A 20,402-nucleotide genomic window follows, 5' to 3' on the forward strand; every position below is an offset into this window, starting at 1 on the left:
CACCACCGACCGAAGCACGGAGAACCATGGCCACGAGCAGCGAGTGGATCGCCGGAGCCCGCCCCCGCACCCTCCCGGCGGCGGCCGCCCCGGTCCTGATCGGCTCGGGGGCCGCGGCTCAGGTCGACGCGTTCGCCTGGCTCCCTGCCGTGCTCGCCCTCGGCGTCGCGCTCGCCCTCCAGGTGGGCGTCAACTACGCCAACGACTACTCCGACGGCGTCCGCGGCACGGACGTCGACCGGGTGGGCCCGCTGCGGCTCACCGCGTCGGGGATCGCGAGCCCGGGCCGGGTCAGGGCCGCCGCGTTCGCGTCGTTCGGCGTCGCGGGGGTGCTGGGGCTCGCGCTGTGCGCGGTGAGCGGGCACTGGTGGCTGCTCGCCGTCGGGGTGCTCTGCGTGCTCGCCGCCTGGTTCTACACGGGGGGCAAGCACCCGTACGGCTACGCGGGGCTGGGCGAGGTCGGCGTCTTCGTGTTCTTCGGCCTCGTCGCGACGCTCGGCACCACGTACACACAGGCCGACCGGCTCACGTGGCCGTCCGTGCTGGGCGCGGTCGGCGTGGGCCTGATCGCGTGCGGGTTGCTCATGGTCAACAACGTGCGCGACATCCCGACCGACGTCGTCGCCGGCAAGCGCACCCTGGCGGTGCGCCTCGGCGACCACCAGGCGCGGCGCTGGTACGCCGCCTGCATCCTGCTGCCGGTGGTGCTGGGCATGGTCTGCGCGGCCTGGGCGCCCTGGGCGCTGCTGGTCACCGTGCTGTTGCTGCCCGGCGTCCTGCTCGTGGCCCCGGTCATCGCGGGGGCGCGGGGGCCGCTGCTCGTGCGCGTGCTCGCGGGCACGGGCATGTTCGAGCTCGCCTACGGGGTGCTGCTGGCGCTGGGCCTGTCGCTCTGAGGCTTCGTCGGTCGAGCTCGTCCTGAGGTTTCGTCGGTCGAGCTCGTCCTGAGGTTTCGTCGGTCGAGCTCGTCCTGAGGTTTCGTCGGTCGAGCTTGTCGAGACCCGGTCTCGACCCTTCGACAGGCTCCGGCTCAACCAGCGGGGTTGTCCCGGTCGACGACGGAGTCCTCGTAGTCGCTGTCCGCGTCGTGCGCGGCTCGGCCGCCCTTGCTGTCCTTGCGCCGCTGCTCCTTCTCGGCCAGCCAGCGGGCGGCGGCGTCGCGCGGCTTGCGCAGCGCAAGGTAGGAGACTGCGAACGCGACCACCAGGGCGAACAGGACGAGCAACCAGCTGCCCATGCCGAGCAGGACGCCGAGCCCGAGGGCGGCGACGAACAGCAGGATCCGCCAGACGGTGTACAGGACGAGAGGCACGTCTCCAGGGTAGGCGCGATTCCGACGTGACCCCGCCACGGGACTAGCCTGGAGGCATGTTCGCGCGCGTGATTCTGCCCCTGCTCGTCGTGGGGCTCGCCCTCTACGCCCTGCTCGACCTCGCCGGGTCTGACGAAGAGGAGCGCGGAGGCGTGCCGCGGTGGCTGTGGGCCGTGATCATCGTGCTACTGCCGGTGTTCGGCGCGATCGCATGGATCGTCGTCAAGCAGAGCAGCCGCAAGGCACCCGGCGGCCGTGGGCCCTCGTCCCGGCCCGGCCGCCCGCGTCCCTCCGGCCCTCGCCGCCCCTCGGGCCCGGTCGCGCCGGACGACGACCCGGAGTTCATGTGGCGCCTCGAGCAGGAGAAGCGCCGACGTGAGCGCGACGGCGGCGGCACCGGCGAAGCCCACTGATCGGTCGGGCTCAGGCGTCGGTGGTGAGACCGGAGTACGAGTGCTTGCCGTTGAAGATCAGGTTCACGCCGGTGAAGTTGAACAGCACGCACAGGTAGCCCACGATCACGAACCAGGCGGCGCGGCGCCCGTCCCACCCCCGCGTGGTGCGGGCGTGCAGGTAGGCCGCATACACGACCCAGATGACGAAGCTCCAGACCTCCTTGGGGTCCCAGCCCCAGTAGCGGCCCCAGGCGTGCTCGGCCCAGATGGCGCCGCCGATGATGGTGAACGTCCACAGCACGAAGCCGACGGAGTTGAGGCGGAACGACAGGGCCTCGAGCGAGGTGGGCGTCGGCACGCGGTCGAGCCAGCGGAAGCCGGGGCGCTGCAGGTACGGGGAGCCGGCGTCGCGGCTGTCGCGCACGAGCTGCAGCACGGAGGAGACGAACGCGACGGTGAAGATGCCGGTGGCGCTGATCGCCACGCCCACGTGGATCACGAGCCAGTAGTTCTGCAGCGCCGGCTGCACGCCCGTGGCAGCGACGTAGAAGACGTTGAGGCCGAGCACGAGGAACAGCACGGCCAGGCCGGTGACGAACGGGCCGAGGAACTTGAAGTCCTTGCGCACGTTCATGCCGAGGAAGACGGCGAGCGCCATGAACGAGCCCACCAGCGTGAACTCGTACATGTTGGCCCACGGCGTGCGCCCGGCCGCGAGGCCGCGCAGCACGATCGCGACGAGCAGCATCGCCGTACCGAGCCAGGTGGTGGACATGGCGATCCCGGCCGCGCGACGGCGCACGGGAGCGGGCTCGTCGCCCGTACCCGCCGGCACGGACGTCGTCGGGCGGTCGGCGCCGACCGCCACGGGCGTGCGCGCCTCGGCGCGGGCGTCCGCCCGTTGCTCCGTGCGGCGGCCCAGATCGATGGCGAACGCGACGAGCGCGATGGTCAGCGCCGTCGCGGCGCCCCAGACGAGCAGCACGCTCAGTTCGGCGATCTGCATGGTCAGTCCTCCGTGGCGGTGGTGGTGCTGTGTGGTCCGGGCCGGCCGGTCCTGTGGTCGTCGCCCTGCGGGCCGGCCTCGTCGACCAGGTCGGGCACCGCGGCCAAGGCCTTGTCGACCTCGCGCTGCAGGCCGGCGTCGTCCCCACGCGCGAGCCCGGCGAGCTCGACGTGCGTCACGGGCCGACCGTCGTCGTCCGTGGCCCCCCATGATCGCACCCACACCCGCCGGCGCGGCGTGAACAGGGAGACGGCCAGCCCGGTGAGGGCGGCCAGGGCGAAGGTCAGCACCCAGGCGAGCGACGGGTCGTGCCGCAGGTCGAGCGCAACGTAGCGGGGCACCTCCTCGCCGAGGGTGACGGTGCCGAGGCCGTCCGGGAGATCGATGGTCTCCCCCGGCTTCACGAGCAGCTTGATCGTCTGGTCGTCCTCGTCGACGGACGGCGTGAGGCTGGCGGTGTCGAGGCGGTACACGTTCTGCGGCACGCCCGCGTCCAGGCCCAGGTCACCGCGGTACACCTCGAGCACCAGGAGCGGGTCGTTCGGCTGCGGGAAGACCGACCGGGCGGAGCCGTCCTCGTCGACCACGGCGGTGGGCAGGAAGTACCCGATGAGCCCGATCTGCTCCTGGCCACCCGAGACGTCCGGCACCTTCACGACGCCGCGCGAGGTGTACATCGTGTCCTCGGGCAGGAACGGCACCCGGCCGGAGAACGCGACCTGGCCCTCGGCGTCATTCACCGTGATCTCCGGGGCGAAGCCGTTGCCCTGCAGGTAGATCTTGGCGCCGTCCACCGTGAGGGGGTGGTTCACCTTGATCTGCTCGGCGTGCTCCGCGCCCTCCGGCTCGGTCACGGTGACGTGCGCGGTGAAGTCGCGCGCCTGGGCGAACGCGACCGTGTCCGACGCGAACTCGGAGTCGAACGAGTCGAGGGTCATCGAGAACGGCGACAGCGAGGCCGGGCGGAACCACGCGCCCTTGTCGAAGGTGTCGTAGTCGACGACGGCGTTCGCGAAGCCACGGTCCTCGGTGACGATCGCCTGGCCGCGGTAGTGCAGCAGCTGGCCGAGCGCCACCGAGACGAGCAGGCCCACCAGCGCGAGGTGGAACATCAGGTTGCCGGACTCGCGCAGGTACCCGCGCTCGGCGGCGACGGTGCGGGTGGCCGGTCGGCCGCGGCGCGCCTCCTCGGCGCCGACGTCGACGCGGAAGGTGGGCAGCCGGCGCAGCGGGCCGCGCAGGTGGGTGGCGGCCGCATCGACGACGGCGTCCGGCGACGCGGTCGAGGTGCCCGTGGCCGTGGCGGGGAACCGCCCGAAGCGGGCCGGCGTCTTCGGCGGACGGCGGCGCAAGTTGCGGGCGTGCGCGAGCGTCCGCGGCACGATGCAGCCCACCAGCGACACGAACAGCAGCAGGTAGATGGCGGAGAACCAGACCGAGCTGTAGACCTCGAAGAAGCCGAGCCGGTCCAGCCACTCGCCCAGCGTCGGGTGGTCGCCGAGGTACTCCAGCACCGCCGCGGCGTCCTGGCTGCGCTGCGGCAGCACCGAGCCCGGCACCGCCGCGACCGCGAGCAGCATCAGCAGCATCAGCGCCACCCGCATGCTCGTGAGCTGTCGCCACGTCCAGCGCAGCGTGCCGCGCCAGCCGAGGGACGGCAGGCTCGAGGAACGCCCGTCGGGCTTCGTCGCGCCGCCGCCGGTGGTCGGGATCTCCTCGGCGGTCGAGGGCTCATCCGCGCGGCCCTCGGTGAACGCGTCGTGGATGCCCTCGGGTCGGTAGGTCGCCTTCTCGCTCATCACACCACCGTCCCGAATCCGCCGATCCAGCCCTGGAGCTGGCTGATCCACGCGGCCCACAGGCCGCTCACGAGCGCGAGACCGACCACCACCAGCAGAGCGCCGCCCGCGCGCTGGATGCCCCGGCGGTGCGCGCGCAGGAAGCCGAGCATGCGCTGCGAGGACTGGAGGCCGAGAGCCACGAGCAGGAACGGCACGCCCAGCCCGACGCAGTACGCGATCCCCAGCACGATGCCACGCGCGGCCGACGCCTCCTCGAGCGAGAGCGCCTGCACGGCCGCCAGGGTGGGGCCGATGCACGGCGTCCACCCGAGGCCGAAGACGACCCCGAGCAGCGGCGCGCCCCACAGGCCCGCGCGGGGGCTGAGGTGCATGCGCCGCTCGCGCTGGAGGAACGGGACGGTGCCGAGGAACGCCAGGCCCATGAGGATCACGACGACGCCGAGGACGCGCATGATCGTGTCCTCCCACTGCACCAGGTACGAGCCGAGCGCGCCCGCGGCGCCCATCAGCGCCACGAACACCGCGGTGAAGCCGAGCACGAACAGGCCGACTCCGGCGACGACGCGGCGGCGCGCCGGGACCTGCGGCGGCATCCCGGGGCGCCCCTTTGCCCCCGACCCCGCCGACGCGGCGGCCATGCCGCTCACGTATCCGACGTACCCGGGCACCAGCGGCAGCACGCACGGCGACGCGAACGACACCAGGCCCGCGATCAGCGCCACCGGCAGCGCCAGCAGCATCGAGCCGCTGAACGCCGTGGCAGCGAACGTGTCACCCATCAGGCGTCCTCGTCGTCCTCTGCGCCGTTCGCCGAGGATGCCTGCGCTTCCGCTTCGGGCGCGTTCCTCGTACCTCGGCCCGCACCCTCCGCTGCAGCTTCGCCATCCTCGGAGAGGACCTCGTCGACGATGGCGTCGAGCGTCGAGGCGTCCGCCTGCCCGATGACGCGGGCGGCGACGCGCCCCTCGGCGTCCAGCACGACGGTGGACGGTACGGCCTGCAGGGGCACGACACCGGACAGCTTCGCCACGACCTGACCGCTGCGGTCCTCGATCGAGGAGTAGGGCACGTCGAAGGTGCGCTGGAACGCCGTGGCGGCGCCCGCCTCGTCCTCGGTGTTGATGCCGAGCACCCGCACGCCGTCGGCCTCGCGCTCGTTCGCGAGCTCGACCAGGTCGGGCGCCTCGGCCCGGCACGGCGCGCACCCGGCGTACCAGGTATTCACGATCACGACGTCGCCACGCCAGTCGTCGGTGCTGACGTCGTCGCCCTCGAAGGTGGTGCCCCGCACGGTCACGGCGTCGTCGCGGTCGCCCGCGTCCCACTGCTTCACGGAGCCGTCGCCCGAGACGAAGCCCTGCCCGACGACGTCGCCCGCCCCCGAGCCCTCCGCACCGCACCCGGCGAGGAGCGTGAGGCCGACGAGCGCGCCCGCCGCTGCTGCCGCCCGCCGGAGCGAGCGCGGGGTCGTGGTGCTGCGCATCACGCCCCCGGCACGGGGTCGGCGCCGGCGAGCAGGTCGGCCGCCGGCTGGCTGTAGTGCAGGCCCACGAACGTCTCGCCGTCGAATCGCAGGGACGTCAGCGACGCCAGGGCGCACTCGCGGCGGCGCGGGTCGTGCGCCAGGGAGCGGCCGTCGTACGAGCGGCGCGTGAGCCAGACCGGGAGCTGGTGGCTGACCAGCACCACCTCGTGCCCCTCGTGCGCGCGCCGCGCGTCGTCGACGGCGGCGCGCATGCGCGTGACCTGGTCGGCGTACGGCTCGCCCCAGGACGGGCGCACCGGGTTCCACAGGAACCGCCAGTAACGGGGGTGGGCGAGCTGCGCGGGGTTGCTGCCGACCGTCGTGCCCTCGAAGTGGTTGCCGGCCTCGACGAGTCGGTCGTCGGTGGCGAGGTCGAGGCCGAAGGCCTCGGCGGTCGGGGTGGCGGTCTCCTGCGCGCGCTGCAGCGGGGAGGCGACGACGGCGACGATGTCCCGACCGGTGCCCGACAGGTGGTCCGCCACGCGACGCGCCATCGCCTGACCGCGCTCGGACAGCCGATAGCCGGGGATGCGCCCGTAGAGGACCCCGTCCGGGTTGTGAACCTCGCCGTGCCGCACGAGATGGACGGTGGTGATGGCCATGCCCACCAGTGTCCCAGACGGACGGCGTGCTCAGGTCCCGTCCAGCGAGGCGTGACCGCGCTCACGCCCCCGCGTCGAGCATGTCGCCGGAAGAGGCCGCGACGGGCGCCGCGGCGCCCGGTTCGGTGGCGAGCACCTCGTCCGGGTCGAGCCCCTTGGCGACGGCCGCGACCTTCGCCATCGCGCGCCCGAGCACCTCCATCTCCGCGGGCTCGAGGACGTCGACGAGCAGCCGCCGGACCGCGGCGACGTGTCCCGGGGCCGCGTCGACGAGCGCCGCGTACCCGGCGTCCGTCATGCCGCAGTTGACCCCGCGCCGGTCGCCGGGCACGGGGGTGCGCACCACAAGGCCGCGCGACTCCATCCGGTCGACGGCGTGGGTGAGCCGGCTGCGGGAGAGTGCGAGGAAGTCCGCGAGCGCCGACATCCGCAGCGTGCGCTCCGGCGTCTCGGACAGCTGCACCAGCAGGTGGTACTCGCCGAGGGTCACGGGCATGCCCTCGTCGTGCGCGTCACCGAGCGCCTCGAAGAATCGCGACGTCCCCTCGAGGAACCGCCGCCACTCCCACTGCTGCTGTTCGTCCAGCCAGCGCCCGTCCGCGTCGTCGCGCCGCCGCGCTCTCGTCGTCCCACTCACGGGAATAGGTTACGAGACGAGGGCGTTCACCCCCTGTGACAGATAGTTGATCGCTCAACTATCTTGGTGACATCGCCAGCACGACCGACCCCCGAGGAGACACCATGACCGCGCTGCCCACAGGCCTGACCACCGGCACCTACGCCATCGACTCCGCCCACTCCTCCGCGTCCTTCGCCGTACGCCACGCGGGGATCGCCAAGGTGCGCGGCACGATCGCGATCTCGTCCGGAACGATCACCGTGGGCGACGACCTCGAGTCGTCGGCCGTCAACGCGGAGCTGGACGCCGCGTCGGTCAGCACCGGCGACGAGCGCCGCGACGGCCACCTGAAGAGCGCCGACTTCTGGCACGCCGAGGAGAAGCCGGTCTGGTCCTTCGCCTCGAAGGCCATCACCACCGACGGTGACGACTACGCGATCACCGGCGACCTCACCATCAATGGCGTCACCCACACCGTCGAGCTGCCCATCGAGTTCACCGGCACCGCGACCGACCCGGACGGCAACGCCCGCGTCGGTTTCGAGTCCGAGATCGAGATCTCCCGCAAGGACTACGGCCTCACCTGGAACGCCACGCTCGAGACCGGCGGCGTCCTCGTGGGCGACAAGGTCAAGATCGCCCTCGACGTGTCGGCCATCAAGCAGGACTGACCTCCTTCCGCCGAGATAGAGAAGGCGGACCCGCGAGATAGAGAAGCCGGGACGCGACCCCAGCTGGCTGGGGTCGCGTCCCGGCTNAACCCCCCCCCCCCCCCCCCCCCCCCCCCCCCCCCCCCTCCCCCCCCCCTCTCGGTTCCGCCTTCTCTATCTCGGCGCGTTGGGCGTTCCGTTCGTGGCCGCGCGGGCGGCGGCGTGGAAGGCGAGGATCTGCAGCTCGCCGGCGACGTCCACGGAGCGCACGACGACGTCGTCGGGAAGCTGCAGCGCCACCGGCGCGAACGAGAGGATCTCGCGCACGCCGCAGCCCACGATCCGCTCCGCGATCCCCTGCGCGACGGGCCCCGGCGTCGCCAGCACGACCATCGACACGCCGGTGCGCGCCAGCACGTCCTCCAGCGCGTCCACGTGCTCGATCGTCAGCCCCGCCGCGGTACCGCTCACGACGCGCGGGTCGGCGTCGAGCAGCGCGACCACCTGGAACCCGCGGGCCGCGTAGCCCGAGTAGTTCGCGAGGGCGTGCCCCAGGTTGCCGATGCCGACGATCGCCAGCCGGTGCTCCGACTCCAACCCCAGCGCGGTCGCGATGTAGTGCGCCAGGGACTGCACGTCGTAGCCCACGCCGCGCGTGCCGAACGACCCCAGATACGACAGGTCCTTGCGCAGCTGCGCCGACCCGACCCCGGACCGCTCCGCCAGCTCCGACGACGAGGTCGTCGTCACCTCGGCCTCCGCCAGGTCACGCAGGGCGCGCAGGTAGTACGGAAGCCGCGCCACCGTTGCCGCCGGCACCGTCGCCTCACCGAGCTCGATCACACCGTTTCCCTTCTCGGGCTAGGACGCGAGACGCCGCGCCAACCGCGCGCCGTCCACCCGCCAGAAGCCCTGCTGCACGCCGTCCACCTTGACGACGGGCACGTAGTCTCCGTATTTCTCCACCAGGTCACCGTCTCCCGACACGTCGTCGACGTCGATGTCGATGTCGACCTCGCGCCATGCCTCCCCGGCCGCCCTGCACACGTCCGCGACCACCGCCCGAGCCTCCTCGCACAGGTGGCATCCGTCGCGTGTGTACAGCAGCACTCGGGGTTCGTCGACGGATCCCTGCGGACTGCTCACGAGCACAGCGTATCCGCGCCGATACAGTGGGCCGCATGTCGTCGCCCACCGAGTCGTCACCACCGGTGCGCGCAGCAGCTTTCTTCGACGTCGACAACACGATCATCCGCGGCGCGAGCGCGTTCCACCTGGCCCGCGCCCTGTATCAGCGGCGCTTCTTCGGCACGCGCGACCTGGTGCGCTTCGCGCTCATCCAGGCGAAGTACGTGATCTTCGGCGAGTCGCGCACCCAGATCGAGTCGGTACGCAGCCGGGCGCTGTCGCTCATCGCGGGCCGTTCCGTCGCCGAGATCACCGCCGTCGGCGAGGAGGTCTACGACACCGTCCTGGAGCTGCGCATCTTCCCGGGCACCAAGCGCCTGCTCGACGAGCACCTCGCCGCGGGCGACCAGGTGTGGCTCGTGACGGCGACCCCGGTGGAGATCGGCGGGCTCATCGCCCGCCGCCTCGGCGCCACGGGATGCCTCGGCAGCGTGGGCGAGCACTCAGGCGGGTTCTACACCGGCAGGCTCGTCGGCGACCTCATGCACGGCGAGGCCAAGGGCGCCGCGGTGCGCGAGCTCGCCGAGCGCGAGGGCATCGACCTCAGCGCCTCCTACGCGTACGGCGACTCGCTCAACGACCTGCCGATGATGCGCGCCGTCGGGAACCCGTGCCCCATCAACCCCGACGCGCGGCTGCGCCGGCACGCCAAGGAGGTGGGCTGGCCGATCCGCGAGTTCCGCGGCCGCGGACGGCGGGTGGCCGGGCGCGGCATGAAGACGGCGTCCTGGGCCGGCGCCGCCTGGGTGGTCGGCCTGGTGCTGCGCAGCATCAGCCGCCGCCTGCAGGGTCGCTGACCACGGTCGCCGGTCGAGCCTGTCGAGACCCCGATCTGGGTTTCGACAGGCTCAACCGGCGGTGATGAGACGCGACGAGCCCGGCACCCTCGAGGAGGGTCCGGGCTCGGTGCGTGCCGCCCCGCCTACCGGCGGGGGCGACGTCACTTCTTGTTGCGGCGCTGGTGACGCGTCTTGCGAAGCAGCTTGCGGTGCTTCTTCTTCGCCATGCGCTTACGGCGCTTCTTGATGACGGAGCCCATGAGGTCCTCACAATGCTGGTCGGTAGGTGGAGCACGGTTGGTCCCACGGGGCCTGTCTCCAGACGCAGCCGACCAACGCGAAAAAGTCCGTCTCCCAGGGTACCCGATGACACGGGGCCGCCGGACCGGCCTGATCCGGGTCGGGACTCGTGCACCCACCGGGCGGCGGTGCGACACGATCACCTGCGTCCGGAACTGAGGCTTCCCCCGGTCCCGGACGCCGCGCCCGGGTGCGCACGTTCGCGGACGCCAGGAGCGCCAGCTTGTCCGCGTCGCTCGAGCCTCCCTCCGGGTGGTAGGCGACGTCGGTTGCCGCCTGTTGCGCAGCGGGCAGTGGCGGTCGAGCCGCCGCGAGGGACTGGGCGCGGCGCTTCGACCTTTACCTGAGCCCGGGCAAGCGGCCCGCCGTCGCAACGCATGGCGCTGACCGTAGGCCGGGTCAAGGATGGACACGAAGCCCGGCAGACCCTCGGCCAGCGTGCTTTGCTGGTGGCAGACTGTCCGACCATGAGGCATGGGGGCTCGCTGACGGCAGCCGCGGTCGGTGCGATAGTTCTGGCGACGGTGACCGGCTGCGCGAGCGATGATCCCGCGGGGTCCGCCTCCTGCGCTGCACCCGAGCTCTCATGGTCCAAGCAAGCGGCCGCCCCGGGTGAGCTTGTGACGCTCCAAGGCACCGCAATGGTGGTTGGCTGCGACGACACCGGAACTGGTGACTCGGAGCGGCCGATGCGAATCACGGAGGCGCAACTCTTCGTCGACAGGGAGGCACGGCCCGCGCCGAAGGTTGCTGATGAGCTCGTTGCGACGGACTCGGGCGTGTTTCAGATGCAAGTAGCGGTGCCCGACGACGTTCCTGATGGTGCTGTGCTGACTGTCGAGATCACGGAGAACGAGGGTGCCGTTGTCCGCTCCAACGAACTCACGATCGCAGGCGAGAGCGCGTAGGTGCACGCACGGCCTGGAACTTGCAGGCTGAGAGAGGTTTCGAAACCTCCAGGACCCGATACTGACGCGCCTCAGAATCGGTCAGTTTGGGGCTGTGGCGCCGGGGGTCTGAAACAGACCCTAGTCGCGGTACGGGTCCAGGCCCCATGTAGGGAAGACGTGCTTGCGCGTCGCAAGGATCGCGCGGTCGACGTCGTCGGCGGGGTCGTAGCCCTCGGCCCAGGGATGCCAGTCGGGATCGCCACTGCCGAGGCGCTCGGCCGGGTCGAGGCCGGACAGCTCCTCGACCTCCCGGCGCCAGGACTCGGGAAGCTGAAGGCCGGGCGCCAGCGGCACGTGCGCCGCCTCCGCGACGAGGCTCGCCCACACCAGCGGCACGACGTCCACCACCGCGTACCCGCCGCCGCCGAGCGCCACCCACCGCCCGTCGGCGAGCTCGTGCGCGAGCTCGTGGACCCACCGGGCGGCGACGCGCTGCGCGCCGACGCCCACGTTCAGGTCGGTGAGCGGGTCGTTGCCGTGCGCGTCGCACCCGTGCTGCGACACGATCACCTGCGGCCGGAACTCGCGCACTACCACCGGGACGACGGCGTCCACCGCCCGCAGCCAGTGCGGCCCGTCGGTACGGGGCGGCAGCGCCACGTTCACGGCGGTGCCCTGCGCCGCCGTGCCGCCGGTGTCCCCGGCATTGCCGCTGCCCGGGAAGAGGGTGTGGCCGTCCTGGTGCACCGAGACCGTGAGCACCCGCGGGTCGTTCCAGAAGATCGCCTCGACGCCGTCGCCGTGGTGCGCGTCCAGGTCGACGTACGCGACGCGCTCGGCGCCGAGGTCGAGCAGCCGCTGCACCGCCGCGGCCGCGTCGTTGTAGATGCAGAACCCCGACGCCGCGCCCCGCTGGGCGTGGTGCATGCCGCCGGCGATGTTGACGCCGTGCGCCACGCGCCCGGACCACACGGACTCTGCCGCGTCCACCGACGCCGCCACCAGCCGGGCCGCGGCCTCGTGCATCGCAGGGAACACGGGGTCGTCCTCGGTGCCGAGCCCGCGCACGGGGTCTGGGGCGCCCGTCGCTGCCGCGCGACGCACCGCGGCGACGTACTCGGGGTCGTGCACGGACTCGATGACCGCGTCGGTGGCCGGTGCGACGTCGCCCACCTCGAGGCCGGGCTCGTCGAGCAGCCCGAGCTCGGTCACGAGGCGCATCGTCAGGTCGAGGCGAGCGGGCGCCATAGGGTGCCCGGGGCCGAAGTCGTAGGCCAGGAGCTCAGGGCTCCACAGCAGCCGGGCGACACGCATCCCGTCACGTTAGCCCACGGCGTGGCAGGCTGTGGCCAGCGACTGAGGGGCGAGAGGGGACAGGGTGCCGACGAGGTGGGGCGGTCGCGCGCTCACGCTGCGCGGGTGGGCGAACCGGGCTGCACGCGAGTACCCCGCCCGCCTCGCCATGACGGTGTTCGCGGCCGTCATCACGGTGATCTGGCTGCTGCTGCTCACCCCCTGGGCGACGGCGTCCGGCAAGAGCGCATCCTTCGTGGACGCACTGTTCACCGCGACGTCCGCCGTGTGCGTGACCGGCCTCGTCGTGGTGGACACCGCGACGTACTGGTCCGAGTTCGGGCGCGTCATCATCCTCGTGGGCATCAAGGTCGGCGGCCTGGGAGTGATGACGCTCGCCTCGCTGCTCGGCCTGGCCATGTCACGCCGACTCGGCCTCACGCAGAAGCTGCTCACCGCGTCGGAGACCAAGACCGAGCGGCTCGGCGAGGTCGGCGCGCTGCTGCGCACGATCATCGTCACGGCCACCTCGATCGAGGTGTGCATCGCGCTGCTGCTGTTCCCGCGCTTCCTCGCGCTGGGCGACCCGGCGGGCCAGGCGGCGTGGCACGCCCTGTTCTACGGGGTGTCGTCGTTCAACAACGCCGGCTTCGTCCCGACGGCGCACGGGCTGCTGCCGTTCGCGTCCGACTGGTTAGTGCTGATGCCGATCGCGCTCGGCGTGTTCATCGGCTCGCTCGGCTTCCCCGTCATCCTCAACGTCATCACGCACCGCCGCCGTCGCGAGCACTGGGTGCGGTCGCTGTCGCTGCACACCAAGCTGACCGTGACGACGAGCCTCGCGCTGCTCGTGGGCGGCGCCCTGGTCATCGGCGCACTCGAGTGGAACAACCCCAGCACGTTCGGTTCCCAGAGCTTCACCACCAAGGTGCTGTCGTCGATCTTCGCGTCCGTGATGCCGCGCTCCGGCGGGTTCAGCAGCGTGGAGGTCCACGAGATGTCGCAGGAGACCTGGCTCGTCACCGACGCGCTGATGTTCGTCGGCGGCGGCTCGGCGTCCACCGCCGGCGGCATCAAGGTCACCACCCTCGCCGTCATGCTGCTCGCCATCTTCTCCGAGGCGCGCGGTGACAAGGACACCGAGGCGTTCGGCCGGCGCATCCCCCGTGACACCCTGCGGCTGTCGATCGCGGTCGTGTTCGTGGGCGCGACAGTCGTCCTCGTCTCGAGCCTGGCGCTGCTGCGGATGACCGAGTTCACGCTCTCCGCGGTGCTCTACGAGGTCATCTCCGCCTTCGCCACCGTCGGACTGTCCACGGGCATCACGGCCGACCTGCCGGACCCGGCCAAGTTCTGGCTCTGCGGGGTGATGTTCGTCGGCCGCGTCGGAGTCATCTCGCTGATGGGTGCCCTGGCCCTGCGCGACCGGCGGCGCATCGTACGCTTCCCCGAGGAGCGGCCGATCGTCGGCTGACCGCCACAGGCTGACCCGCTACAGGAAGGACCCGCCGTGCCCGAGAAGAAGGCTCCCCCGCGCGAGGCGGGCGTGCTCGTGGTCGGCCTCGGCCGCTTCGGCTCCGCCCTCGCGACGACGCTCGACCGCCTGGGCCAGGACGTGCTCGCCGTCGAGCGCGACGAGCGCCTGGTCGCGCAGTGGTCGGGACGCCTTCCGCTGGTGGAGGCGGACGCGTCGGAGGCCGAGGCGCTGATCCAGCTCGGCGCCAAGGACTTCGGCGTCGCGGTGGTCGGCGTGGGCACCGAGCTCGAGGCGTCCGTGCTCATCACGGCCAACCTGGTGGACCTCGGCACCCCGCAGATCTGGGCCAAGGCCGTCTCGGCCGAGCACGGCCGCATCCTCACCCGCATCGGCGCCCACCACGTGGTGTACCCGGAGGCGGACGCCGGCTCGCGCGTCGCGCACCTGGTGAGCGGCAAGATGCTCGACTACATCGAGGTGGAGGACGGCTTCACCATCGTGAAGATGCGCCCGCCCAAGGAGATGCAGGGCTTCACCCTCGCGCAGTCCGACATCCGCAAGCGGTACGGCGTCACCGTGATCGGCGTGAAGTCGCCCGGGGTCGAGTTCGCCTACGCCACGCCCGAGACCCGCGTGAGCGCCAACGACCTCCTCGTGTGCTCGGGTCACGCCGACCTGCTGGAGCGGTTCTCCGGGCGCCCCTGAGCCACCCCGCTGGTCGAGCCTGGCGAAACCCTGAGGTGGTTTCGACCAGCTCAACCCAGCGATGTACGTCACGCGGTGCGGCGACGCAGGGTGGCGACGCCGAGGGCGACGGCGCCGACGATGAACAGCGCGATCGCGCCGACCGCGCCGGCGACGTCCCCCCACTCGCCGCCGGCGGCGAGAGTCTGCATCGCCTCCACGGCGTACGTCAGGGGGAAGACGCGCGAGAGCCACTCGAGCACCTGGGGCATCTGGTCGCGCGGCATGAGCAGCCCACAGGTGATGAGCTGCGGGAAGATCACGGCGGGCATCATCTGCACGGCCTGGAACTCGCTGCGGGCCAGCGCGGACGCCGCCAGCCCCAGGCAGCAGCCCAGCACGGCGTCGAGCATGGCCACCACGACGACGAGCCACAGAGGGCCGAGCACGTCCATGCCGACGGCGAGCGCGAAGCCCACCACCACGACCGACTGCAGCAGCGCGAGCGCCGCGAAGGCCAGCGCGTAGCCGGCCACGAAGTCGCCCTTGCGCAGCGGGGTGGTCATGAGCCGCTCGAGCGTGCCGGACTGCCGCTCGCGCAGCGTGGCGACGCTCGTCACCAGAAACATCACGATGAGCGGGAAGAGACCCACGAGCATGGGGCCGAACTGGTCGAGCACGGGCGTGCCGTCGAACATCCACGCGATGAGGCCGAGCAGCAGGCACGGCAGCACGAGGATGAGGGCCACGGTGCGGCGGTCGAACCGGAGCTGGGCCAGCACCCGGCTCGCGGTGGTCATCGTGAGGCCGGTCGTGAGCGTCATCGGGATCCCTCCCCCGTCGTCGAGGGCGAGCTCTGCTGCTCGATGAGCGCGAGGAACGCGCGCTCGGCGTCCGGCGCCCCGGTGGTGGCGAGGAGGTCGGACGGCGTGGTGTCGGCCACGAGGGCGCCGTCGCGCAGCAGCAGCAGCCGGTCGCACTGGGTGGCCTCGTCCATGACGTGGCTGGACACGAGCAGCGTGCGCCCGTCGGCGGCGAGGCGGCGGAACATCGCCCACAGGTCGCGGCGCAGGACGGGATCGAGGCCGACGGTGGGCTCATCGAGCACGAGGAGCTCCGGGTCGGCGACGAGCGCGGCGGCCAGCGACACCCGCGACCGCTCCCCGCCGGACAGGGTGCCCACCCGCTGCCTCTCGTGCCCGCCCAGGTCGACGACGGCGACGGCGCGCTGTGCGGCCGCCTCCGCCCCGGCCCCGGGCAGGCCCGCGAGGCGGGCGAAGTAGCGCAGGTTCTGCGCCACCGTGAGGTCCGTGTACACCGAGGCGGCCTGGGTCACGTAGCCCACGCGACGCCGCAGCCCCGCCGAGCCGGCGGGCTCGCCGAGCACCGTCACCTCGCCCGAGACGTGCGACTGGACGCCGACGACCGCACGCATCAGCGTCGTCTTGCCCGAGCCGGAGGGGCCGAGCAGCCCCACCACCTGGCCGGCCGGCACCGCGACGTCGAGCCCGTCGATGATCCGTCTGCCTCCGCGCTCGACCCGGAGCCCGCGGGCTCTGACCGCGTCGCCGGCGGCGTCGTTATTCACCATATGAAGAATTCTGCTCCCCGCGGGCGAGGAACGCAATGGTGGACGGCGGTTCAGTCCGTCCCGTCAGTTCGCCCCGTCAGAGGGGAGCGCCCCGGTGAGGTAGCGCTGCAGCGTCGGTCCGACGAGCGCCGCGACCCGCGCGGGCGGCTGCGACGCGAGCGGCTCGATCGGCACCAGGTAGCGCGTCATGAGCACCCCGGCCATCTGCGACGCGACCAGGCCCGTCCGCAGTGGCGCGTCCGCGACGTCGAGCCGCCGCACGATGGGGCCGAGCAGCTCCGCGCCGAGAAACTGCGGCAGCAGCGCGCGCAGCCCCGGGTCGGCCATGACCGCCGGGATCACGAGGCGCACGGTCTCGCCGTAGTCCGCGTCCCACAGCTCGACCACCGACCGGACGAGCCGCTCCCCCAGGCTCTCCGCGGGGCCACCCTCCACCACGGTCCGCACGATCGCCGCCGGGTCGATGTCCGCGAGCCCGAGCGAGGCCGTGAACAGGTGGGTCTTGTCGCCGAACCAGTGCCGCACCGTGCCCGGGTCCACGCCGGCGCGCCGGGCCACGGAGCGGACCGACGAGGCCTCGTAGCCGCGCTCCGCGAACTCCGCGCGGGCGGCGGCGAGCACCGGCTCGCGGGTGTCATGGCCTGCGGGCCGGCGGCCGCGACGACCGGGGTGGGCTGGTGTCGGGGGCACAAGGGTCATCGTGCCAGCACGACCGCGGCGGGGCCGCGCCGTCGGCCCCTTGCCCTACGGTGTGACCTGGCACACAGCGGCACACAGCGGCGGTCACTCCTACGGCACGGTGGCGATGGTGAGACGGGGGCGATGGTGAGACGGAGGCGATGGTGAGCACGAGCAGGCCCGCGGGCGAGGGGGCGCGCACCCCGCCCTGGCGGTACGCGATCGGGATGCTCGGCACGTCGATCCCGATCAACCTCGTCAAGGGGTCGGTGATCCTCTACTACGTCGACATCCTCGGCCTGGACGTGCGGGCCTACGGCCTCGTCATGACGATCTACGCGGTCATCGACGCGATCGACAACCCCGTCCTCGGCTACCTGTCGGACCGCACCCGCACCCGGTTCGGCCGGCGGCGCCCGTGGCTCCTGGTCGCCGCCCCGCTGCTCGCCGCCAGCATGATCGCGCTGTTCTCCGTGCCAACCGGGCTCGCTGGCGCCCGGCTCGTGCTCTGGTTCGCCGTCTTCGCGATCCTGTGCGAGGCGTTCGACTCCGTGCTCAACGCGAACTACGGGGCCCTGCTGCCCGAGCTGTTCCCCGTCGAGCGCAAGCGCGCCGTCGCGAACGGCCTGCGGCAGGGGTTCCAGCTCGTCGCGCTCGTGATCTCGCTCGCCGTCACGCCGCTGCTGACGACGGGCGTCTTCGGCACGGAGGAGAGCCCGGAGGGCTTCACCACCACGGCCGTGCTGTACGGGGCCGTCGCGTGCGCCGTCATCGTGTTCATGGCCCTGGGGGTCCGCGAGAACCCGCGATACGCCACCGACCGGAGGCCCGCCCTCTGGTCGGGGATCGTCGCGATCCTGCGCAACCCGCTGTTCTGGAAGGTCGGGCTCGTCGGAGCCTGCTACGCCGTGGCGATGGGGCTGGTGCTCACGGGCGTGCAGCTGTACGTGCGGTACTCGCTGGGGCTCGCGGTGACGAACGCCCTCTTCCTGCAGGCCGTCGTCATCCTCGTGGCGGCGGGCGGGCTCGCCGTCTGGACCCGGGTGGTCGCCCGGCGCGGGGCCCTGTGGACGTGGCGCGCGGCCTACGCCGTGCTCGCGGTGAGCTTCGCCGGGCTGTTCTTCGCCGACAGCCTGGTCACCGCCATGGTCGCCGGGGCGGTGGTCGGCGCCGGCTGGTCGGGCATGCTCGCCACCAACGACCTCGTCGTGGCCCGCGTGCTCGACTCCGACGCCGCCGTGCACGGCGAGCACCGCGAGGGCCTGTTCCTCTCGGCGTTCGGCTTCTTCGGGCGCCTCAACGGGATCGTGACGGGGCTGGCGCTGACGTCGCTCGGAGTGTTCTTCGGCTACAACTCCGGCGCCCAGCCGGGTGACGATCCCGGCCTCGCGTTCCGCATGTACCTGTGCGTCTACCCGTTCGTGCTCACCACGATCGGCGCCGTCGCGTCCCGGTTCGTCACCGTCCCCGCCCCGCCGGCCGACCGCGTGCCGACCGAGGAGGGCGCGCGATGAGGGGCCTGGTCATCACGGCGGACGACCTCGGCCGGGACGACGCCAGCACCGACGTCGTCCTCGAGCTGGCCGCCGCGGGGCACGTCACCGCGACCACGCTGATCCCCGTCGCGCCGGGCTCCGACGCCGCCGCCCGCCGGGCGCGCGAGGCCGGGGTCGCCCCGCACCTGCACCTCACGCTCAGCGGCGAGCGCGGGCTGCCGCCCTGGCGTCCCCTCTCGCCGGGGGCGAGCCTCGTCGGGCCCGACGGCGCGCTCCCCGACGACCCGGGGGAGGTCGGCGCCCGCGCCGAGACCGCCGACGTCGCGGCCGAGCTCGACGCCCAGCTCGCGTGGATGCATGACCGGGGGCTGAGCCCGGTCGCGACGGACTCCCACGCCGGCACCCTCTACGGGCTGCACGGGCGGTCGTTCCTCGCCGAGGCCCTCACCTGGTGCGCCCGGCACGGCCTCGCGTTCCGGCTGCCCCGCGATCCCGCCCCGTACATCGGCGGCCCCCTGCCCCCGCCGCTCGCCGACCAGCATGCCCGCGCCGTGGCACTCGCCGACCGGCTCGGCGTGCCCCTGCCCGCGACGATCTGGACCAACCGGCGCGACGCCGTCGCCCTCGGCGGCTACGAGGCGCTGCGCGCCGACCTCGTCGCCCGCCTGGGCGACCTTCCCGAAGGAGTGAGCGAGCTGTTCCTGCACCCGTCCACCACCGGCACCGTCCGCGCCTGGGAGGCGCGGCTGCTGCGCGACCCCGCCTGGCACGCAGCCCTGGAGCGCGCCGGCGTCGAGCTCGTCGCCGGGTGGTCGTCGTGACGCGCCTGGAGCGGACGCTGCGCCTCGGGCTCGAGGACCTGCTCGCCGACGACCTGCGCACGGTCGCGTTCGAGGTCGGCGGCGAGCCGAGCGTCGAGGTGACGCTGGACTACGACCGGGACGCCGCCGTCGTCGACCTCGGTCTGGAGGGGCCCGCGGGGTGGCGCGGGTGGTCGGGCGGCTCGAAGCAGAGCTTCGTCGTCGAGCGCGACGCCGCGACCCCGGGCTACGTCCCGGGCGAGCTCGAGCCGGGCGAGTGGCGCGTGCAGCTCGGGCTGTACCGGCTGCCGGTGGAGCCGATCGAGGTGCGTGTCACGGTCGAGCTGCCTGCGTCGTCGCCGTCGTCGCCGGTGCCGCCCGAGCCCGCGGGCGAGCCGCGACCGGACGCGCCCCGGGCGAGCGCGCGCGGGCTGCCCGCTTCCGACGGCCTCACCTGGTTCGCCGGGGACTTCCACGCGCACTCGACCCACTCGGACGGCGAGCAGTCCCTCGGGGAGCTGGCGGCGCTGGCCGTCAGCAACGGGCTCGACTTCCTCGCGGTCACGGAGCACAACACCGTCTCCCACCACCCGCTGCTCGCCGGGGTCGGCGCCGCGCACGGCATCACCCTGCTGCCCGGCCAGGAGGTCACGACCGCCCGCGGGCACGCGAACGCGTTCGGCGACATCGGCTGGGTCGACTTCCGCGAGCACCCCGACCGCTGGGTCTCGACCGTCGCGGAGCGCGGCGGCGTGCTGAGCGTCAACCACCCGCTGCAGGAGGAGTGGGCGTGGCAGCACCCGCTGGCCGCCCTCCCGGACGCGCTCGAACTCTGGCACGTCACGTGGTTTCGCGAGCCGCGGGCCGCCGCCCCCTGGACCCTGCTGTCCCGGTGGCGCGACGACGCGACCCTGCTGGGCGGCAGCGACTACCACCACCCCCGCCACGGCTACCTGCCCGGCACGCCGGTCACCTGGGTCGCCGCCGCGGACCGCAGCGCCGAGGCGATCCTCGACGGCGTGCGGGCCGGGCGTACCGCGATCACCCGGCCCGGCCCCGACGCCCCCGCCCTCGTGCGCCTCGGCGACGACCTGGTCGCGCTCGCGGCCGACGGGACGGTGCTCGGCGACGTCGACGGCCGGCGGCGGAGGTTGCACGGCGACCGCGTCGTGCTGCCCGCCGACCGCGCCGGCCGCGGGCCGTTCCGGCTGGAGAGCCCGACCGGCGAGATCCTGGCGATCACCCGTTGACCGCCGCCCCCGCTGGTTGAGCCCGCTGGTCGAGCCCGCTGGTCGAGCCCGCTGGTCGAGCCCGC

At 72.8% G+C, this 20,402-nt stretch carries 24 protein-coding genes; 10 read left to right on the top strand and 14 right to left on the bottom strand.

Annotated elements, in window-relative coordinates; genetic code table 11:
- Nucleotides 1-26 precede the first annotated feature (26 nt).
- The gene (locus AC1C2V_RS06250) at nucleotides 27-896 is read left to right on the top strand and encodes a 1,4-dihydroxy-2-naphthoate polyprenyltransferase (RefSeq protein WP_495388718.1); all 870 of its coding nucleotides are present in this window, start codon (nucleotides 27-29) and stop codon (nucleotides 894-896) included.
- 134 nt (nucleotides 897-1,030) lie between these two features.
- On the opposite strand, the gene AC1C2V_RS06255 is transcribed toward AC1C2V_RS06250, so the two are convergent.
- Nucleotides 1,031-1,312, bottom strand: coding sequence for a DUF4229 domain-containing protein (locus tag AC1C2V_RS06255; RefSeq protein ID WP_495388719.1), 282 nt, complete (start codon nucleotides 1,310-1,312; stop codon nucleotides 1,031-1,033).
- A gap of 56 nt (nucleotides 1,313-1,368) precedes the next feature.
- Here AC1C2V_RS06255 and AC1C2V_RS06260 point away from each other — a divergent pair, with 56 nt between their 5' ends.
- A complete protein-coding gene (locus tag AC1C2V_RS06260; RefSeq protein WP_495388720.1) occupies nucleotides 1,369-1,725 on the top strand; it encodes a PLD nuclease N-terminal domain-containing protein in 357 nt (118 codons plus the stop codon).
- A 10-nt stretch (nucleotides 1,726-1,735) separates the two neighbouring features.
- On the opposite strand, the gene ccsB is transcribed toward AC1C2V_RS06260, so the two are convergent.
- From ccsB to AC1C2V_RS06290, 6 genes are all read right to left on the bottom strand, one after another.
- The gene (gene ccsB / locus AC1C2V_RS06265) at nucleotides 1,736-2,713 is read right to left on the bottom strand and encodes a c-type cytochrome biogenesis protein CcsB (RefSeq protein ID WP_495388721.1); all 978 of its coding nucleotides are present in this window, start codon (nucleotides 2,711-2,713) and stop codon (nucleotides 1,736-1,738) included.
- 2 nt (nucleotides 2,714-2,715) lie between these two features.
- Entirely contained in the window at nucleotides 2,716-4,512 is a 1,797-nt protein-coding gene (gene resB, locus AC1C2V_RS06270) for a cytochrome c biogenesis protein ResB (RefSeq protein WP_495388722.1), read from the bottom strand.
- Nucleotides 4,512-5,294, bottom strand: a complete 783-nt coding sequence (locus AC1C2V_RS06275; RefSeq protein ID WP_495388723.1) for a cytochrome c biogenesis CcdA family protein — start codon at nucleotides 5,292-5,294, stop codon at nucleotides 4,512-4,514. The genes resB and AC1C2V_RS06275 overlap by 1 nt, the downstream gene beginning before the upstream one ends.
- Nucleotides 5,294-5,998 (bottom strand): TlpA family protein disulfide reductase, encoded by a 705-nt coding sequence (locus AC1C2V_RS06280; protein WP_495388724.1) that lies wholly within the window; start codon nucleotides 5,996-5,998, stop codon nucleotides 5,294-5,296. Before AC1C2V_RS06280 ends, AC1C2V_RS06275 begins: the two co-directional genes overlap by 1 nt.
- The gene (locus AC1C2V_RS06285) at nucleotides 5,998-6,642 is read right to left on the bottom strand and encodes a histidine phosphatase family protein (RefSeq protein ID WP_495388725.1); all 645 of its coding nucleotides are present in this window, start codon (nucleotides 6,640-6,642) and stop codon (nucleotides 5,998-6,000) included. The genes AC1C2V_RS06280 and AC1C2V_RS06285 overlap by 1 nt, the downstream gene beginning before the upstream one ends.
- 61 nt (nucleotides 6,643-6,703) lie before the next feature.
- Nucleotides 6,704-7,279 carry a MarR family winged helix-turn-helix transcriptional regulator gene (locus tag AC1C2V_RS06290; protein ID WP_495388726.1) on the bottom strand — a complete coding sequence of 192 codons (576 nt, stop codon included), beginning with the start codon at nucleotides 7,277-7,279 and terminating at the stop codon, nucleotides 6,704-6,706.
- A 104-nt stretch (nucleotides 7,280-7,383) separates the two neighbouring features.
- On the opposite strand from AC1C2V_RS06290, the gene AC1C2V_RS06295 reads away from it, so the two are divergent.
- On the top strand, nucleotides 7,384-7,932 hold the full coding sequence (locus tag AC1C2V_RS06295; RefSeq protein ID WP_495388727.1) for a YceI family protein: 549 nt from the start codon (nucleotides 7,384-7,386) through the stop codon (nucleotides 7,930-7,932).
- A 153-nt stretch (nucleotides 7,933-8,085) separates the two neighbouring features.
- On the opposite strand, the gene AC1C2V_RS06300 is transcribed toward AC1C2V_RS06295, so the two are convergent.
- Together AC1C2V_RS06300 and AC1C2V_RS06305 are read right to left on the bottom strand one after the other, a co-directional pair.
- A complete protein-coding gene (locus AC1C2V_RS06300; protein WP_495388728.1) occupies nucleotides 8,086-8,754 on the bottom strand; it encodes a redox-sensing transcriptional repressor Rex in 669 nt (222 codons plus the stop codon).
- Between the two features lie 18 nt (nucleotides 8,755-8,772).
- On the bottom strand, nucleotides 8,773-9,057 hold the full coding sequence (locus AC1C2V_RS06305; protein ID WP_495388729.1) for a glutaredoxin family protein: 285 nt from the start codon (nucleotides 9,055-9,057) through the stop codon (nucleotides 8,773-8,775).
- Nucleotides 9,058-9,092: 35 nt separating this feature from the next.
- Here AC1C2V_RS06305 and AC1C2V_RS06310 point away from each other — a divergent pair, with 35 nt between their 5' ends.
- Nucleotides 9,093-9,896, top strand: a complete 804-nt coding sequence (locus tag AC1C2V_RS06310; protein WP_495388730.1) for an HAD family hydrolase — start codon at nucleotides 9,093-9,095, stop codon at nucleotides 9,894-9,896.
- 143 nt (nucleotides 9,897-10,039) lie between these two features.
- Here AC1C2V_RS06310 and AC1C2V_RS06315 read toward each other — a convergent pair whose 3' ends face one another.
- Nucleotides 10,040-10,138, bottom strand: coding sequence for a 30S ribosomal protein bS22 (locus AC1C2V_RS06315; RefSeq protein ID WP_003792170.1), 99 nt, complete (start codon nucleotides 10,136-10,138; stop codon nucleotides 10,040-10,042).
- Between the two features lie 507 nt (nucleotides 10,139-10,645).
- Here AC1C2V_RS06315 and AC1C2V_RS06320 point away from each other — a divergent pair.
- Entirely contained in the window at nucleotides 10,646-11,086 is a 441-nt protein-coding gene (locus AC1C2V_RS06320; RefSeq protein ID WP_495388731.1) for a hypothetical protein, read from the top strand.
- A 120-nt stretch (nucleotides 11,087-11,206) separates the two neighbouring features.
- Here the strand turns inward: AC1C2V_RS06320 and AC1C2V_RS06325 are convergent, their stop codons facing one another.
- Nucleotides 11,207-12,382, bottom strand: a complete 1,176-nt coding sequence (locus tag AC1C2V_RS06325) for an acetoin utilization protein AcuC (protein WP_495388732.1) — start codon at nucleotides 12,380-12,382, stop codon at nucleotides 11,207-11,209.
- A 64-nt stretch (nucleotides 12,383-12,446) separates the two neighbouring features.
- Here AC1C2V_RS06325 and AC1C2V_RS06330 point away from each other — a divergent pair, with 64 nt between their 5' ends.
- Together AC1C2V_RS06330 and AC1C2V_RS06335 are read left to right on the top strand one after the other, a co-directional pair.
- On the top strand, nucleotides 12,447-13,835 hold the full coding sequence (locus tag AC1C2V_RS06330; RefSeq protein WP_495388733.1) for a TrkH family potassium uptake protein: 1,389 nt from the start codon (nucleotides 12,447-12,449) through the stop codon (nucleotides 13,833-13,835).
- A gap of 36 nt (nucleotides 13,836-13,871) precedes the next feature.
- Complete coding sequence (locus tag AC1C2V_RS06335) at nucleotides 13,872-14,543, top strand: potassium channel family protein (RefSeq protein WP_495388734.1); 672 nt, start codon at nucleotides 13,872-13,874, stop codon at nucleotides 14,541-14,543.
- Nucleotides 14,544-14,611: 68 nt separating this feature from the next.
- Here AC1C2V_RS06335 and AC1C2V_RS06340 read toward each other — a convergent pair whose 3' ends face one another.
- The 3 genes from AC1C2V_RS06340 to AC1C2V_RS06350 all read right to left on the bottom strand — a co-directional run bounded on the left by AC1C2V_RS06340 (nucleotide 14,612) and on the right by AC1C2V_RS06350 (nucleotide 16,803).
- The gene (locus tag AC1C2V_RS06340) at nucleotides 14,612-15,346 is read right to left on the bottom strand and encodes an ABC transporter permease (RefSeq protein ID WP_495388735.1); all 735 of its coding nucleotides are present in this window, start codon (nucleotides 15,344-15,346) and stop codon (nucleotides 14,612-14,614) included.
- Nucleotides 15,343-16,113 carry an ABC transporter ATP-binding protein gene (locus AC1C2V_RS06345; RefSeq protein WP_495388736.1) on the bottom strand — a complete coding sequence of 257 codons (771 nt, stop codon included), beginning with the start codon at nucleotides 16,111-16,113 and terminating at the stop codon, nucleotides 15,343-15,345. The genes AC1C2V_RS06340 and AC1C2V_RS06345 overlap by 4 nt, the downstream gene beginning before the upstream one ends.
- Nucleotides 16,114-16,176: 63 nt before the next feature.
- Nucleotides 16,177-16,803 (bottom strand): TetR/AcrR family transcriptional regulator, encoded by a 627-nt coding sequence (locus tag AC1C2V_RS06350; RefSeq protein ID WP_495388737.1) that lies wholly within the window; start codon nucleotides 16,801-16,803, stop codon nucleotides 16,177-16,179.
- A gap of 152 nt (nucleotides 16,804-16,955) precedes the next feature.
- Here AC1C2V_RS06350 and AC1C2V_RS06355 point away from each other — a divergent pair, with 152 nt between their 5' ends.
- From AC1C2V_RS06355 to AC1C2V_RS06365, 3 genes are read left to right on the top strand one after another with little or no spacing between them, the layout of a single operon-like run.
- Complete coding sequence (locus tag AC1C2V_RS06355; protein WP_495388738.1) at nucleotides 16,956-18,305, top strand: MFS transporter; 1,350 nt, start codon at nucleotides 16,956-16,958, stop codon at nucleotides 18,303-18,305.
- Entirely contained in the window at nucleotides 18,302-19,108 is an 807-nt protein-coding gene (locus tag AC1C2V_RS06360) for a ChbG/HpnK family deacetylase (protein ID WP_495388739.1), read from the top strand. The genes AC1C2V_RS06355 and AC1C2V_RS06360 overlap by 4 nt, the downstream gene beginning before the upstream one ends.
- Nucleotides 19,105-20,337, top strand: coding sequence for a CehA/McbA family metallohydrolase (locus AC1C2V_RS06365; RefSeq protein WP_495388740.1), 1,233 nt, complete (start codon nucleotides 19,105-19,107; stop codon nucleotides 20,335-20,337). The genes AC1C2V_RS06360 and AC1C2V_RS06365 overlap by 4 nt, the downstream gene beginning before the upstream one ends.
- Nucleotides 20,338-20,402: the final 65 nt, after the last annotated feature.

This window comes from Isoptericola sp. Y541, assembly GCF_059445465.1.

Bases quoted from the DNA above. Each gene is read 5' to 3' on its own strand.
- AC1C2V_RS06250 (WP_495388718.1), top strand. From the start codon at position 27: ATGGCCACGAGCAGCGAGTGGATCGCCGGAGCCCGCCCCCGCACCCTC.
- AC1C2V_RS06260 (WP_495388720.1), top strand. From the start codon at position 1,369: ATGTTCGCGCGCGTGATTCTGCCCCTGCTCGTCGTGGGGCTCGCCCTC.
- ccsB (WP_495388721.1), bottom strand. From the start codon at position 2,713: ATGCAGATCGCCGAACTGAGCGTGCTGCTCGTCTGGGGCGCCGCGACG.
- resB (WP_495388722.1), bottom strand. From the start codon at position 4,512: ATGAGCGAGAAGGCGACCTACCGACCCGAGGGCATCCACGACGCGTTC.
- AC1C2V_RS06275 (WP_495388723.1), bottom strand. From the start codon at position 5,294: ATGGGTGACACGTTCGCTGCCACGGCGTTCAGCGGCTCGATGCTGCTG.
- AC1C2V_RS06280 (WP_495388724.1), bottom strand. From the start codon at position 5,998: ATGCGCAGCACCACGACCCCGCGCTCGCTCCGGCGGGCGGCAGCAGCG.
- AC1C2V_RS06285 (WP_495388725.1), bottom strand. From the start codon at position 6,642: ATGGCCATCACCACCGTCCATCTCGTGCGGCACGGCGAGGTTCACAAC.
- AC1C2V_RS06295 (WP_495388727.1), top strand. From the start codon at position 7,384: ATGACCGCGCTGCCCACAGGCCTGACCACCGGCACCTACGCCATCGAC.
- AC1C2V_RS06310 (WP_495388730.1), top strand. From the start codon at position 9,093: ATGTCGTCGCCCACCGAGTCGTCACCACCGGTGCGCGCAGCAGCTTTC.
- AC1C2V_RS06315 (WP_003792170.1), bottom strand. From the start codon at position 10,138: ATGGGCTCCGTCATCAAGAAGCGCCGTAAGCGCATGGCGAAGAAGAAG.
- AC1C2V_RS06320 (WP_495388731.1), top strand. From the start codon at position 10,646: ATGAGGCATGGGGGCTCGCTGACGGCAGCCGCGGTCGGTGCGATAGTT.
- AC1C2V_RS06325 (WP_495388732.1), bottom strand. From the start codon at position 12,382: ATGCGTGTCGCCCGGCTGCTGTGGAGCCCTGAGCTCCTGGCCTACGAC.
- AC1C2V_RS06340 (WP_495388735.1), bottom strand. From the start codon at position 15,346: ATGACGCTCACGACCGGCCTCACGATGACCACCGCGAGCCGGGTGCTG.
- AC1C2V_RS06345 (WP_495388736.1), bottom strand. From the start codon at position 16,113: ATGGTGAATAACGACGCCGCCGGCGACGCGGTCAGAGCCCGCGGGCTC.
- AC1C2V_RS06360 (WP_495388739.1), top strand. From the start codon at position 18,302: ATGAGGGGCCTGGTCATCACGGCGGACGACCTCGGCCGGGACGACGCC.